The organism is Streptomyces rubradiris (assembly GCF_016860525.1).
Lineage (GTDB): Bacteria > Actinomycetota > Actinomycetes > Streptomycetales > Streptomycetaceae > Streptomyces > Streptomyces rubradiris.
This window is the reverse complement of sequence record NZ_BNEA01000015.1, coordinates 4,710,062-4,723,933: the sequence shown is the minus strand read 5'-3', so window position 1 is coordinate 4,723,933 and position 13,872 is coordinate 4,710,062. Positions and strand designations below refer to the sequence as shown.

The following is a 13,872-nucleotide window of genomic DNA, read 5'->3' as shown; positions in this document are numbered from 1 at the left end:
GTCACACTGGCGTCCATGACAGCTGACGCTTTGACGGATGTCGCCGGGCTGCGGGTGGGTCACGCCACCCGGGTCGGTGACGGCTGGCTCACCGGGACCACGGTGGTCCTCGCGCCGGAGGGCGGCGCCGTCGCCGCCGTGGACGTGCGCGGCGGCGGCCCCGGCACCAAGGAGACCGACGCGCTCGACCCGCGCGACGTGGTCCAGAGGGTCGACGCGGTGGTGCTGACCGGCGGGAGCGCCTACGGGCTCGACGCGGCGTCCGGGGTGATGGCCTGGCTGGAGGAACGGGGCCGCGGGGTGCCCGTGGGGCCGGACCCGGCGCATGTGGTGCCGGTGGTGCCCGCGGCGTGCGTCTTCGACCTGGGGCGCGGCGGGGATTTCCGGGCCCGGCCGGACGCGGCGACGGGCCGGGCGGCGGTGGAGGCCGCGGCGGCGAGCGCGCCGGGGGCGCCGGTGCCCGAGGGGTGCGTGGGCGCCGGCACGGGCGCGGTCGCCGGGCAGCTGAAGGGCGGAGTGGGCACCGCGAGCACGGTGCTCGGCCCGGGGATCACGGTGGCCGCGCTGGTGGTCGTCAACGCGGCGGGAGCGGTGCTGGATCCGGAGACGGGGGTGCTGTACGGGGAGTTGTTCCAGGGCCGGGTGGCCTACCCGGAGGAGCGGGTGCACGAGGCCGCGCGGGAGCGGCTGGCGAAGGCCGCCGCCGGCAACGCGCCGCCGCCGCTCAACACGACGCTGGCGGTGGTCGCGACGGACGCAGCCCTGACCAAGGCGCAGGCACAGAAGCTGGCGGGCACCGCGCACGACGGGATCGCCCGGGCGGTGCGGCCGGTACACCTCCTGCACGACGGGGACACGGTGTTCGCGCTGGCGACCGGCGACCGCCCGCTCGACGCGCACCCGTTGGCGCTGAACGACATCCTGGCGGCCGGCGCGGACCTGGTGACGCGGGCGATCGTACGGGCGGTGCGGGCCGCCGGGCCGGTCGACGGGCCGGGCGGAGTCTGGCCGTCGTACGCGCAGTTGTACGGGGAGGGGTAGCGCCGGGGGCCGGATTGTCGCGGTTCTGTCACGTGATGGCGTCAACGGGGACCGCCGGGAACCTTCCCCGGCGCCCGCGCCCTCTTCCCTCACGACGGAACGGATTCCCGCACATCACACGAACCTGGAGCAGCCCGTGACAACGCCGGACATTGCAGCGCGGCGCGCACTGGTGGCCTGTGCCGCCCTGATGGTCGGCGCCCTCACCCTGACCGCCTGCGGCGGCGACGCCGGCGCCGGGAACGACGGCAAGGGCGGCGATTCCCCCAAGACGTCGACGGCGAAGATCGCGATATCGGCCAAGGACGGTTCGACGGGGGCGTCCATCAACGCCACCGGGGTGAAGGTCAGCGACGGCAAGCTGACCGAGGTGAAGATGACCGTGGCGGGCTCGGGGCAGGCCGTGCCCGGGGCGATATCGGCGGACGGTCACACCTGGAAGCCCGAGCGGCAGCTGGAGCGCGGGACGAAGTACGAGATAAACGCGACCGCGAAGGACCCCGAGGGGCGCACGGCGGCGGCGAACTCCATCTTCACCACCGTCAGCTCGGCGAACAGCTTCATCGGCACCTACACGCCGGACAACGGCGCGACGGTCGGGGTGGGCATGCCCGTGTCGTTCACCTTCGACAAGTCGATCACGGACAAGAAGGCCGTGCAGTCGCACATCACGGTCAACACCAGCAGCGGCCAGCAGGTGGTCGGGCACTGGTTCGGCGACCGGCGGCTGGACTTCCGGCCGCAGGAGTACTGGAAGGCCGGCTCCAAGGTCACGATGAACATCGACCTGGACGGCGTGCAGGGCGCGCAGGGCGTCTACGGCGTGCAGAAGAAGACCGTCTCCTTCACCGTCGGGCGGTCGCAGGTCTCCACGGTCGACGCCAACACGCAGACGATGACGGTCGTGCGGGACGGGCAGACCATCAAGTCGGTGCCGATCTCGGCGGGCAGCCCGGAGCACACCACGTACAACGGGCAGATGGTGATCTCCGAGAAGTTCACGCAGACCCGCATGAACGGCTCGACGGTCGGCTTCGGCGGGGAGTACGACATACCGGACGTGCCGCACGCGATGCGGCTGACGACGTCGGGGACGTTCATCCACGGCAACTACTGGTACAACAAGGGCAACCCGCCGTTCGGCCGATCGGGTACCAGCCACGGCTGCGTCGGCCTCGCGGACGTCCAGGGGGCGCAGGGCGCCACGTCGGCCAAGTGGTTCTACGACAACACGCTCATCGGGGACGTCGTGATCGTGAAGAACTCCCCGGACACCACGGTCGCTCCCGACAACGGCCTCAACGGCTGGAACATGCAGTGGAGCGCCTGGACTGCGGGAAGTGCCGTCTGACCGGCGGTTTTTGACTCAGTGACGGGCCGCGCGGGAACTCTTCGCGCGGCCCGCGCGTTTTCCCGGCGTACGTTTTCTCGGTTCCCGGGCACGATGTCCGGCCGAGGGGCTACGGTATGCACCCACAAGGTGACATGCAGCGACGCCGGGAGAAACCTTGAGCGTTCCGTACGAGACCGAAGCGTACGAACCAGCCGAGTCGCCCGAGTCTCCGGAGGAGCATCTCGCGCGACTCCTCGGCCGTGCCCTGAACTCCTTCGAGCTGCCGGACGAGGTGATACGGCAGCTGGACTGCGCGCTGGCGCACGACAGTTCGCTGCACTCGGCCTACCACAGCTCGGGGCTGCGCCGGGAGACGTACCGGCACACCTGGCTGCTCGCCGACGGCTCGGCGGTCACGCTGTGGGAGCTGGTGCACAACTCCGCTCCGGGCAGCGCGCCGGAGCACGAGGTGTATCTGGACGAGGAGGAGCTGCGGACCGCCGCGGACCGGCTCGGGATGCCGACGGACACCCCGGAGGCGGAACTGCCCGCGCTGATGCGGCTGTGGGCGATCCCCGAGCCCCGGCACGTGTTCGCCTCGGACGACTCGGCGGACCACGCGCGCCGGCTGCTGCGCCGCGCGGAGAACCCCGACCGCCCCGGCGCCGAGACGGCGGCGCTGCTGGCGACGGCGACCGCGCACGAGATCACCCAGGCGTTCGGCAGGCCGGGACGGGCCGGCCGGGCGGGGCTGAGCTACGCGCTGTACGAGCACGCCTTCCTGCTGCCGGACGGCTCCGAGATCTCCCTGTGGGAGGTGGAGCACACCGCCACGCCCGACGGGCGGCACATGTGCGAGGTGTACATGTCGGAGGAGGCGGCCCGGGAGGCGATGGAGCGGCGCGCGGCGCGGCAGGGGTGACGCGGGCGGCCCCGGAGTCCGCCGGGCGCGGGGCCGGCCGGGTGGTGCCGCGGGTCAGCCGTTGGCGAGGTGGCGTACCAGGCCCGCGAAGGCGTCCTGTTCGGCGGGGGTCAGCTCGACGGACTCCCGGGGCGGGCCGACCGGGGACTGGCGCGGCACGGCCGGGAGCGGCACGGTGCGGCGCCGGGCGCCGGCCGCCCCGGCGGCGAGACCCGCGCGGCGCAGCAGGCGCAGCAGGACGCCGGCCCACACGACGGCCGCCACCGCGAGGACGGTCACACCGATCAGCTGGAGAGTCGGGGCGTGCTCAGGCATGCACCCCAGTACACACCACGGTCCGGGACTTCCGCCCCGGACCGTGACGTATCTCGCAGGTGCCGTGAACAACTCACAGCGGTGCAAAGGGACAAGACGCCGTGAAGGGTCGCGGCCGGCGCCGCGCGGTCAGGCGGCCACCGGCTGCCCGGTGTCCTTCCGGGCACCGGCCTGCTCCGCGGCCGGGCCGGTGGTCCCGGACTCGGGGGCCTGCCCGCGCATTCCCTTGAGGAGGACCACCAAGGCCGCAGTGACGCACACCCCGGCCGCGATGGCCACCAGGTACAGCAGCGGGCTGCCGATCAGCGGGACCACGAAGACACCGCCGTGCGGGGCGCGCAGGGTGGCGCCGAAGGCCATCGACAGGGCGCCGGTGAGCGCGCCGCCCGCCATGGCGGACGGGATGACCCGCAGCGGGTCGGCCGCCGCGAACGGGATCGCGCCCTCGGAGATGAAGGACGCGCCCAGCACCCAGGCGGCCTTGCCGTTCTCGCGCTCGGCCGGGGTGAACAGCCGGCCGCGCACGGTGGTGGCCAGGGCCATCGCCAGCGGCGGGACCATGCCGGCCGCCATCACCGCCGCCATGATCCGCATCGCCGAGTCGCTGGGGTCGGTGACGGCGATGCCGGCGGTGGCGAAGGCGTAGGCGACCTTGTTGACCGGGCCGCCCAGGTCGAAGCACATCATCAGGCCGAGCAGGGCGCCGAGCAGGACGGCGTTGCTGCCGGTGAGCCCGCTCAGCCAGTCGGTGAGGCCCTTCTGCGCGGAGGCGATCGGCTTGCCGATGACGACGAGCATCAGGAAGCCGGTGACCGCCGAGGAGAGCAGCGGGATCACCACCACCGGCATGATGCCGCGCAGCACCGCCGGGATACGCACCCGCTGGATCGCCAGCACCACGCCACCGGCGATCAGACCGGCCGCCAGGCCGCCGAGGAAGCCCGCGTCCGCGTCCAGCGCTATCGCGCCGCCCACGAAGCCGGGGACGAGGCCGGGCCGGTCGGCCATGCCGTAGGCGATGTAGCCGGCCAGGACCGGGACGAGGAACTTGAAAGCGACGCCCCCGATCTGGAAGAGCAGCGCGCCCCAGCTGTCGGTCTGCGTCCACACGAAGTGGTCCATGACCGAGGGTGCCTTGTCGACCTGCCAGCCGCCGATCGCGAAGCCGAGGGCGATGAGGAGACCGCCTGCGGCGACGAACGGGACCATGTAGCTGACGCCGGACATCAGCCAGGTGCGGAGCTTGGTGCCGTAGCCCTCCGTGGCGTCGCCCGCGCGTTCGACCGGCGTGCCCGCCGGTGCGTGCGCCGGAGCGCTCGCCTCGCCGCGCGCCGCCTTCTCGCGGACCTCCGCGATGAGTTCGGCGGGGCGGTTGATGCCGGCCTTCACGCCCACGTCGACGGTCGGCTTGCCCGCGAAACGGTCCTTGTCGCGTACGGGGACGTCGTGCGCGAGGATCACGCCGTCCGCCGCCGCGATCACCGCCGGGTCCAGCCGGGCGAAACCGGCCGAGCCCTGCGTCTCGACGACCAGCTCGACCCCCGCCTCCCGGCCCGCGTTCTCCAGGGACTCGGCCGCCATGTAGGTGTGGGCGATGCCGGTGGGGCAGGAGGTGACGGCCACGATCCGGAAGGGCCGGGGCTGGTCCGTGCCGGGGGCGGGGACGGCACCCCCGGCGGCTCCGGCGGCTCCGGCGGCTCCGGCGGCTCCGGCGGCGGGAACACCGGGGGCGCCGGGTGCACCCGGCTCACCGCTCGTACCGGGCTCGTCGGGCGCACCGGGCCCAGCAGACGTACCGGTCCTGGTGGACGTACCCGCCGCGCTCGCCGCGGCCGTCTCCGCCGTGCTGCCCGCTGTGGCTCCGGCGGAGGCCGCCGCCGGAGCCACAGCGGTGTCTTCAGGGGCGTCCGGGACGACACCCGGAGCTTCCTCAGGGGCGCCCGGGACGCCCGCGGCCCGCGCTCCCTCCCCCGCCGGCGGCTCACCGTCCCGGACCAGGGCCCCCGTCGGCGGCTCACCGTCCCGGACCAGGGCCCCCGTCGGCGGCTCGTCGCCCCGGATCAGGGCCGCCGCCGTCTGCGCGGAGTCCGCCGCCCGCAGCGCGGCCGTGAACTCGGCGTTCATCAGCTTGCGGGCGAGGGAGGAGAGGATCGTGAGGTGGGCGTCGTCGGCGCCGGCGGGTGCCGCGATCAGGAAGACGAGGTCGGCCGGGCCGTCCGGGGCGCCGAAGTCGATACCGGCGGCGCTGCGGCCGAAGGCGAGGGTCGGCTCGGTGACATGGGCGCTGCGGCAGTGCGGGATGCCGATGCCGCCGTCGAGCCCGGTCGGCATCTGGGCCTCGCGGGCGGCCACGTCGGCGAGGAAACCCTCCAGGTCGGTCACCCGGCCCCGGGCCACCATGCGTTCGGCGAGGGCGCGGGCCGCCGCCTCCTTGGTGCCGGCGGACAGGTCGAGGTCGACCAGGTCCGCGCCGATCATGTCGCTCATCGCGGGCTCCTTCGCGCGCGTGCCGCCCAGGGGCAGGGGTCGGCGGGTGTGGGGACGGGGGTGCGGTGAGGGGGCGGGGTGGTACGGGGGACGGGACCGGCCCGTCCGCCCGGCGGGCGGGCGCCCGGGCGGGTGCCGTGGCGGCCGAGCGGGATCATCCGACCGGCTCCCTCAGTTCACGGCCGAGCGGGATCATCCGACCGGCTCCCTCAGTTCACGGCCGAGCGGGATCATCCGACCGGCTCCCTCAGTTCACGGCCGAGCGCGGTCATCCGACCGGCTCCGTCAGTTCGCGGCCGAGCGGTATGTCCGCCGTGACGGTCACCGCCGCCGGGTCCAGGTCGGCGGGCGCCGGCATCAGGCTGCCGGGGAGCCGGACCGCGGCGGCGCCGTGGGCGACGGCGGAGGCCAGGGCCTCGGGACCGGTGCCGCCGGCGATGAGGAAGCCGGCCAGGGAGGCGTCCCCGGCGCCGACGTTGCTGCGGACGGCGAACACCCGGGCGCTGCCGAACCAGGCACCGGCGTCCGCCACCAGGAGCTGTCCGTCGGCGCCCAGGCTCGCCAGGACGGCGCGGGCGCCCAGCGCGCGCAGTTCCTCGGCCGCCTTGAGCGCGTCGCCCACGGTGGCCAGTGGGCTGCCGACGGCTTCCGCCAGTTCCCCGGCGTTCGGCTTCACCACGTCGGGCCGGGCGCGCAGCGCCTCCAGGAGGGCGCGCCCCGAGGTGTCCAGCGCGATCCGCGCGCCGGCGGCGTGCGCCCGGGTGACTAGGTCGGCGTACCAGGACGGCGCGAGCCCCCGGGGCAGGCTGCCGCAGCAGGCGATCCAGTCGGCGGCACGGGAGTGCGACCGTACGGTGTCCAGCAGGAGTTCCTGCTCGGCCGCCGACAGTTCCGGTCCGGGCGCGTTGATCTTCGTGAGCACCCCGTCGGCTTCCGCGAGCGCGATGTTGGAGCGGGTGGCGCCGGCGACCGGGACCGGCGCGACCTCGATGCCCTGCGCGTCCAGCAGGCCGGCGACGAGCGCGCCCGGCGCACCGCCCAGGGGCAGTACGGCGAGGGTGCGCCGGCCGGCGGCGGCGACGGCCCGGGAGACGTTCACGCCCTTGCCGCCGGGGTCCACGCGCTCACCGGCGGCGCGGATGACCTCGCCGCGCTCCAGTGCGGGCACCTCGTAGGTGCGGTCGAGGGACGGGTTGGGGGTGACGGTGAGGATCATGCGCGCACTACTTCCGTGCCGCCGCGCTCGATGGCGGCGGCGTCGTCCGGGCTCAGCCCGCTGTCGGTGATCAGCAGGTCCACATCGCCCAGGCCGCCGAAGCGGGCGAAGTGCTCCTGGCCGTGCTTGCCGGAGTCGGCCAGCAGCACCACCCGCCGCGCGGCGCCGACCGCGGCCCGTTTGACCGCCGCCTCGGCGAGGTCGGGGGTGGTCAGCCCGTGCTCGGCGGAGAAGCCGTTGGCGGCGACGAACAGCACGTCGGCGCGGATCTCGCCGTACGCGCGCAGCGCCCAGGCGTCCACGGCGGCGCGCGTGCGGTGCCGTACCCGGCCGCCGACCAGGTGGAGCTGGATGCCCGGGTGGTCGGCGAGCCGGGCGGCGATGGGCAGGCTGTGCGTGACGACGGTGAGGGACGCCTCCAGCGGGACGGTGGCGGCGAGGCGGGCCACCGTCGTACCGGCGTCGAGGATCACCGTGCCCTCGGCGGGCAGTTCGGCGAGGGCCGCCCTGGCGATGCGGTCCTTCTCGTCGGCGGCGGTGGACTCGCGCTCGGCGAGGTCCGGCTCGAAGTCGAAGCGGCCGGCCGGGATGGCACCGCCGTGCACCCGGCGGACCAGACCGGCGCGGTCGAGGGCCTTCAGGTCGCGGCGGATCGTCTCCGCGGTGACCTGGAACGCCTCGGCCAGCGACAGCACGTCCACCCGGCCGCCGTCCCGGGCGAGCCGGAGGATCTCCTGCTGCCGCTCCGGTGCGTACATGTCCGTTCGCCTCCGCCTCGTGCCCGAACGTGTGGTTTCTCAGGGAGGCTACGTCTGGATATCCGGAAAGTAAACAGGCTCGGACTTCAATCGGGCATGAACGGACTTCCGGCCGGACCCGGTCGCGTGCGGGCGTACGACGAGGGGCCCGGCACCTCTCCGGTGCCGGGCCCCTCGTCGTACGCGGTCAGCCCGCCGGCTGCGGCTCGGGCTCCCGTTCCGGCGCCGGCGTCTCCTCCGCCGGCGTCTCCTCCCCCGCGCCCTCCACGTGCTGGGCCGGGCGCTTCGGCAGGGCGCACATCAGCAGGAAGATCGCGCCCATGATCCCGGCGACGTACCACAGCGCGTGCTGGAAGGCGTGCACGAAGGCCGGGCCGACCTGGGCGGCGGCGAGCCGGTCGCCGATCTGCCCGTAGAAGACCACCGACACCAGCCCCAGCCCGAGCGCGTTGCCCATCTGCTGCACGGTGTTGATCAGCCCGGACGCGGAACCGGCGTGCTCGCGCGGCACCTCGGAGAGCACCGCGTCGGTCAGCGGGGCGACGATCAGGCCCATGCCGAGACCCATCACGACCAGCGGCAGGGCCATCTGCCAGGAGGCGATGGCGAGGCCGTAGTGGTCGGCCTCCCACAGGTAGAGCAGCACGCCCGCGCCCATCACCAGCGCGCCCGTCTGGAGCACCTTGCGGCCGAACCGCGGAACCAGTCGCTGCACCGACAGCCCGGCCGCCGTGGACACCGCGAGCGAGAACGGCACCCCGGTCAGCCCGGCCCGCAGCGGGCTCCAGCCCAGGCCGATCTGCATGTACAGCGTCCAGACCAGGAAGAAGATGCCGAGCGCGACCCCGAACACGGTCTGTACGGCGATACCGGCGGCGAAGCTCTTCACCCGGAACAGCGACAGCTCGACCAGCGGGGAGCCGTCCCGCGCCGCCTTGCGCCGCTCGTACGCCACCAGGGCCGCGAAGACGAGGAGGGCGCCGGCCATCGAGAGGTACCCCCACAGCGGCCAGCCCAGCTCGCGCCCGCGGGTCAGCGGGTAGAGCAGCATGAGCAGGCCCAGCGTGACCAGGGCGACCCCGACGAGGTCCAGCTTCAGCGCCTTCGGGGCACGGGACTCGGTGATGAACCGGCGGCCCAGCAGCCAGGCGAGCACGCCGACGGGCAGGTTGATGAGGAAGATGGGCCGCCATTCGAGGCCGAACAGGTTCCACTCCGTCAGCAGCGCGCCGAGCAGCGGGCCGGACACCGCACCGAGGCCGACGATCGCGCCGAACAGGCCGAAGACCTTGCCGCGTTCGTGGGCGGGGAAGGTGGCGTGCACGATCGACAGCACCTGCGGCACCATCAGCGCGGCCATGCCGCCCTGGAGGAAGCGGGAGGCGACGAGCATCTCCGGGTTCGCCGCGAAGCCGCACAGGGCGGAGGCGAGGGTGAAGCCGCCGATGCCGGCGAGGAACACCCGCTTGCGGCCGTGGATGTCGCCGAGCCGGCCGCCGGTGATCAGGCCGGCGGCGAAGGCGAGGGCGTAGCCGGCGGTTATCCACTGGATCTGGCCCACCGAGGCGTGTTCGTTCCGCTGGATGGACGGGATGGCGATGTTGACGATCGTCACGTCCACGAGGTCCATGAAGGCCGCGGTCATGACGATGGCCAGGGCCAGCCAGCGGGTTCGGTCGTGAGGTGGGGCGGAGAGCGCCGTCGGAGTGGTCATGAGGGGAAACCTAGGGCACCTATAGGTCAGCTCTTGACCTATAGGTGCGGCATGCTCACAGCCATGACGACCGACACGCCCGCCCGGCTGCTTCAGCTGCTGTCCCTGCTCCAGACGCCCCGGGAGTGGCCCGGGGGTGAGCTGGCCGACCGGCTGGGGGTGTCCCGGCGGACCGTGCGGCGGGATGTGGACCGGCTGCGGGAGCTCGGGTATCCGGTGCAGGCGACGCGGGGCGCGGACGGCGGGTACCGGCTGGTCGCGGGCAAGGCGATGCCACCGCTGGTGCTGGACGACGAGGAGGCCGTGGCGATCGCGGTGGGGCTGCGGGCCGGTGCCGGGCACGCCATCGAGGGGGTGGACGAGGCGGCCGTACGGGCGCTGGCCAAGCTGGAGCAGGTGCTGCCGTCCCGGCTGCGCCACCGGGTGTCCACGCTCCAGGCCGCGACGACACCGCTGACCCTCGGCGACGGGCCGGGCATCGCGCCGGAGACGCTGACCGTGATGGCGTCCACGGTGGCGGGGCACGAACGGCTGCGGTTCGCCTACCGCGACAAGGACGGCAGCGCCTCCCGCCGGCTGACCGAGCCGCACCGGCTGGTGTCGACGGGACGGCGCTGGTACCTGGTGGCCTACGACGTCGACCGGGCGGACTGGCGCACCTTCCGGGTGGACCGGGTGAGCGAACCGCTCGCGACCGGCGTCCGGTTCGCGCCGCGGGAACCGCCGACGGGGAGCGCCGCCGAGTACCTGCGGCAGTCCATCCACGGGCGCCAGGAGACGTACGCCTTCGAGGTGCGGTTCGCCGCGCCCGCGGAACAGGTCTCCGCGCGCCTTCCCGCCTGGCTCGGGGTGCCCGAGGACGACGGCACGGGCGGCTGCGTCCTGCGGGGCACCACGGGCGACCCCATGGAGTGGCTGGCGGTCCGGCTGGCGATGACGGAGGTGGAGTTCGCGGTGCGCGGGCCGGGCGGACTGGCGGAGTGCGTACGACGGTTGGGCGACCGCCTGACCAGGGCGGCGAACGCCGGGCCGGAAGGGCCGTACGGAACCTAGGAGACCTAGGGGATCTCAGGGGCGCAAGGCGGGTTCCCGAGCCACTCGAAGTCCCGTAGCGCGCGCAGGTTGCGTACGGCCAGGCTCGCCGGGCCCTCGGGGCCGGTGGGGCGGGCCGCCGTTCCGGCCCAGGACTCCACGGCGACGCGTACGGCGGCCCCGGCCACGGCCGCCGCGAACCGGAGCCGCGGGGTGAGCGCCGGGCCCTGGGTGCCGCGCTCCGCGCCGGACCCTGCCGGTTCCGGGCTGCCGCACTCCACGCCGCCGGGCCGCGCCGGAGCCGGGGCGCCCTGGGGCGCCGGTGCCGTCGGGCCGCTCTCCCGGGCCGCGAGGATCTCCGCCAGCGCGCCCTCCGACGACAGGCACACCTCCGCCCAGACCTTGCGCAGGGCCGGACTGGTGTCGGCCAGGCGGACCAGGGTGCGCAGCCACTCCCAGGACGCGGCGGAGACGCCGAGGCCGGGGGTGAGGGTGTGGCGGACGGCGTGTTCCAGGGCCTGCGGGACGGGCAGGCCGGCCGGGGCCGTGCGGACCGCCTCGATCCAGCGCCGGGCTCCGGCGGCGTAGAGGGGGGCGACCGCCTCCTCCTTGGTGGCGAAATAGCGGTAGAACGTGCGCGGGGCGATGCCCGCGGCCTGGGCGATGTCCTCGGCGCGGGTCGCCCGCAGGCCCTGCCGGACGAAGAGGGCCGCCGCCGCCCGGGCGATCTCCATCCGTGTCTCGGCCTTCCGGCGTTCGGTGAGGGACACCGGCGCGGAGACGGAAAACGGCTGGTGGGCGGGGGTTTGGGTGGTGCTCATGCCCGGCAGGCTATGCCCGTGTGGCAGAATCTGCCATCCGGCGGTCCACCCCGGGGTTCAGGTACGGGGTGGGCCGCCGTTCCAGTACCCGGGGCCCTCGCGGGACGCGGAAGCTCCCAGGCACGGACAGCACCTCGTCGGACGAACCGGAAAACGGACAGACCCGGAAAACAGACCCCGGAAAAGAGGGAGGCCGGGCTCCGACGCCCGGGGGGGGATAGGCGCCGAAGCCCGGCTCGGGAGGTCCCGGCGCCGGGGGGGTTCGCGTCGGGACGTGGCTTCTCGTGGGGCGGCCGGCGTCGTCGTCGGCCAGGGATCGCGATGTGGGGGTGTGGGGAGTGCGGCCCCGGACCCGCTTGCGGGCCCGGAAGGGTTGTTCCCTCGGGCCCGGCCGTTGAAGCGACGGGACCGCGCCATGTTTGCGCCGTCTTTCGCCACCCGCACCACCCGGCGCGCGCACCGCGTCACGCGGTGCGCCCCGGAACGCTTCCCCTACGGGGCGGGCCCCGGGGCCCGCCGTCACGCCGCCGCGTCGAACCCCGTGTCGCGGGCCAGCTTCTTCAGCTCCAGCAGCGCGTGCTTCTCGATCTGCCGGATCCGCTCACGGGTCAGTCCGTGCTCCTTGCCGACCTCGGTCAGGGTGCGCTCGCGGCCGTCCTCGATGCCGTACCGCATCTTGATGATGGAGGCCGTGCGCTGGTCCAGGCGGCCGATCAGGTCGTCCAGTTCCTCACTGCGCAGCAGGGTGAGGACCGACTGCTCCGGGGAGACCGCCGAGGTGTCCTCCAGCAGGTCGCCGAACTGGGTCTCGCCCTCGTCGTCCACCGACATGTTCAGCGAGACCGGGTCGCGGGCCCAGTCCAGGACATCGACGACGCGCTCCGGCGTCGAGCCCAGCTCGGCGGCGACCTCCGCGGGCTCCGGGTCACGGCCGTGCTCGCGGTTGAACTCGCGCTGGACCCGGCGGATGCGGCCCAGCTCCTCCACCAGGTGGACGGGGAGCCGGATCGTGCGGGACTGGTCGGCGATGGAGCGGGTGATGGCCTGACGGATCCACCAGGTGGCGTACGTCGAGAACTTGAAGCCCTTGCGGTAGTCGAACTTCTCCACGGCGCGCACCAGGCCGGCGTTGCCCTCCTGGATCAGGTCCAGCAGGGGCAGGCCGCTGCGCGGGTAGCGCCGGGCGACCGCGACGACCAGGCGGAGGTTGGAGCGGATGAAGACATCCTTGGCGCGCTCACCGGCGGCCACCAGGGCCTCAAGCTCCTCGCGGGTGGCGTCCGTGCGGGACTCCTCCTCGCCGTCGAGCACCTGCTGCGCGAAGACACCCGCCTCGATGGTCTGGGACAGCTCGACTTCCTTGGCGGCGTCGAGCAGCGGCGTACGCGCGATCTCGTCCAGGTACATGCCGACCAGGTCGCGGTCTGCGATCTCGCCGCCATGAGCGCGAACACTGCTTGCCGAGTCGGCCGTCTCGCCGGTGGCGGACTGACGACGGGCGACGGCACGGGTTGCCATGCGTGCTCCCTTGCGATGGTGGTCGGGCGGGTGGTCCTGCGAACGCGCGGCACTGAAGGGGCTGTCTCTGGGACTCTCTCCGAGTGCCCTGCATCCGAGGGAAACAACGACTGGAATCAGGACAGAATTCCCAACCCGGCCCGCGATTTTTCTGATCATGCAGTACCCTGTCCGCCACACGGGGAGGCGAGATGCCGCCGGAAGATGCCGAAGTCCAGGTCAGGCCGGGAATCGAGGGGGACCTCGACGCCCTGACGGCGATCTACAACCACTACGTCCGTGAGACGGCCATCACATTCGACACCGCGGTGTTCACTCCCGCGGAGCGCCGCCCCTGGCTGCTCTCCCACCCTGAAGACGGCCCGCACCGGCTGATGGTTGCCGAGGACGCCCGCTCACGGCGGATCCTGGGCTACGCCACCTCCAGCCCCTACCGGCCGAAGCCGGCGTACGGCACGTCCGTGGAGACCTCGGTGTACGTCGCCCCCGAAGCGGGCCGGCGCGGCATCGGCACGCTGCTCTACGACGCCCTGTTCAAGGCCCTGGCCGGACAGGACGTCCACCGCGCCTACGCGGGGATCGCCCAGCCCAACGAGCCCTCCGAGCGGCTGCACGCCCGCTTCGGCTTCCGGCACGTGGGCACGTTCCACGAGGTCGGCCGCAAGTTCGGCCGCTACTGGGACGTGGCCTGGTACGAGAAGGAACTCTGAGCGGG

At 73.7% G+C, this 13,872-nt stretch carries 12 protein-coding genes; 5 read left to right on the top strand and 7 right to left on the bottom strand.

Going from position 1 to position 13,872, the window contains the following annotated elements:
• Positions 1-15 precede the first annotated feature (15 nt).
• From Srubr_RS34275 to Srubr_RS34265, 3 genes are all read left to right on the top strand, one after another.
• Entirely contained in the window at positions 16-1,041 is a 1,026-nt protein-coding gene (locus Srubr_RS34275; protein WP_189992178.1) for a P1 family peptidase, read from the top strand.
• 136 nt (positions 1,042-1,177) lie between these two features.
• Positions 1,178-2,392: a L,D-transpeptidase gene (locus Srubr_RS34270; RefSeq protein WP_189992180.1), complete on the top strand. Its 1,215-nt coding sequence runs from the start codon at positions 1,178-1,180 to the stop codon at positions 2,390-2,392.
• A 157-nt stretch (positions 2,393-2,549) separates the two neighbouring features.
• Positions 2,550-3,296, top strand: coding sequence for a DUF6227 family protein (locus tag Srubr_RS34265; RefSeq protein ID WP_189992182.1), 747 nt, complete (start codon positions 2,550-2,552; stop codon positions 3,294-3,296).
• 54 nt (positions 3,297-3,350) lie between these two features.
• Here Srubr_RS34265 and Srubr_RS34260 read toward each other — a convergent pair whose 3' ends face one another.
• The 5 genes from Srubr_RS34260 to Srubr_RS34240 form a co-directional block, all read right to left on the bottom strand.
• Positions 3,351-3,611, bottom strand: a complete 261-nt coding sequence (locus Srubr_RS34260) for a hypothetical protein (RefSeq protein ID WP_189992184.1) — start codon at positions 3,609-3,611, stop codon at positions 3,351-3,353.
• A 129-nt stretch (positions 3,612-3,740) separates the two neighbouring features.
• On the bottom strand, positions 3,741-6,098 hold the full coding sequence (locus Srubr_RS34255) for a PTS fructose transporter subunit IIABC (RefSeq protein WP_189992186.1): 2,358 nt from the start codon (positions 6,096-6,098) through the stop codon (positions 3,741-3,743).
• Between the two features lie 268 nt (positions 6,099-6,366).
• Entirely contained in the window at positions 6,367-7,314 is a 948-nt protein-coding gene (gene pfkB, locus Srubr_RS34250) for a 1-phosphofructokinase (RefSeq protein WP_189992188.1), read from the bottom strand.
• Positions 7,311-8,072 (bottom strand): DeoR/GlpR family DNA-binding transcription regulator, encoded by a 762-nt coding sequence (locus Srubr_RS34245; RefSeq protein ID WP_189992190.1) that lies wholly within the window; start codon positions 8,070-8,072, stop codon positions 7,311-7,313. Before Srubr_RS34245 ends, pfkB begins: the two co-directional genes overlap by 4 nt.
• 187 nt (positions 8,073-8,259) lie before the next feature.
• Entirely contained in the window at positions 8,260-9,786 is a 1,527-nt protein-coding gene (locus tag Srubr_RS34240) for an MFS transporter (RefSeq protein ID WP_189992191.1), read from the bottom strand.
• 63 nt (positions 9,787-9,849) lie between these two features.
• Between Srubr_RS34240 and Srubr_RS34235 the strand changes: the two genes are divergently transcribed.
• A complete protein-coding gene (locus Srubr_RS34235; RefSeq protein ID WP_189992193.1) occupies positions 9,850-10,839 on the top strand; it encodes a helix-turn-helix transcriptional regulator in 990 nt (329 codons plus the stop codon).
• Positions 10,840-10,844: 5 nt separating this feature from the next.
• On the opposite strand, the gene Srubr_RS34230 is transcribed toward Srubr_RS34235, so the two are convergent.
• Both Srubr_RS34230 and Srubr_RS34225 read right to left on the bottom strand, forming a co-directional pair.
• Complete coding sequence (locus Srubr_RS34230) at positions 10,845-11,552, bottom strand: TetR/AcrR family transcriptional regulator (protein WP_189992751.1); 708 nt, start codon at positions 11,550-11,552, stop codon at positions 10,845-10,847.
• A gap of 606 nt (positions 11,553-12,158) precedes the next feature.
• Complete coding sequence (locus Srubr_RS34225) at positions 12,159-13,157, bottom strand: sigma-70 family RNA polymerase sigma factor (protein WP_189992195.1); 999 nt, start codon at positions 13,155-13,157, stop codon at positions 12,159-12,161.
• A 191-nt stretch (positions 13,158-13,348) separates the two neighbouring features.
• Here Srubr_RS34225 and Srubr_RS34220 point away from each other — a divergent pair, with 191 nt between their 5' ends.
• The gene (locus Srubr_RS34220; protein WP_189992197.1) at positions 13,349-13,867 is read left to right on the top strand and encodes a GNAT family N-acetyltransferase; all 519 of its coding nucleotides are present in this window, start codon (positions 13,349-13,351) and stop codon (positions 13,865-13,867) included.
• Positions 13,868-13,872 lie beyond the last annotated feature (5 nt).

Bases quoted from the DNA above. Each gene is read 5' to 3' on its own strand.
- Srubr_RS34275 (WP_189992178.1), top strand. From the start codon at position 16: ATGACAGCTGACGCTTTGACGGATGTCGCCGGGCTGCGGGTGGGTCAC.
- Srubr_RS34225 (WP_189992195.1), bottom strand. From the start codon at position 13,157: ATGGCAACCCGTGCCGTCGCCCGTCGTCAGTCCGCCACCGGCGAGACG.
- pfkB (WP_189992188.1), bottom strand. From the start codon at position 7,314: ATGATCCTCACCGTCACCCCCAACCCGTCCCTCGACCGCACCTACGAG.
- Srubr_RS34240 (WP_189992191.1), bottom strand. From the start codon at position 9,786: ATGACCACTCCGACGGCGCTCTCCGCCCCACCTCACGACCGAACCCGC.
- Srubr_RS34245 (WP_189992190.1), bottom strand. From the start codon at position 8,072: ATGTACGCACCGGAGCGGCAGCAGGAGATCCTCCGGCTCGCCCGGGAC.
- Srubr_RS34230 (WP_189992751.1), bottom strand. From the start codon at position 11,552: ATGGAGATCGCCCGGGCGGCGGCGGCCCTCTTCGTCCGGCAGGGCCTG.
- Srubr_RS34235 (WP_189992193.1), top strand. From the start codon at position 9,850: ATGACGACCGACACGCCCGCCCGGCTGCTTCAGCTGCTGTCCCTGCTC.
- Srubr_RS34255 (WP_189992186.1), bottom strand. From the start codon at position 6,098: ATGAGCGACATGATCGGCGCGGACCTGGTCGACCTCGACCTGTCCGCC.
- Srubr_RS34220 (WP_189992197.1), top strand. From the start codon at position 13,349: ATGCCGCCGGAAGATGCCGAAGTCCAGGTCAGGCCGGGAATCGAGGGG.
- Srubr_RS34260 (WP_189992184.1), bottom strand. From the start codon at position 3,611: ATGCCTGAGCACGCCCCGACTCTCCAGCTGATCGGTGTGACCGTCCTC.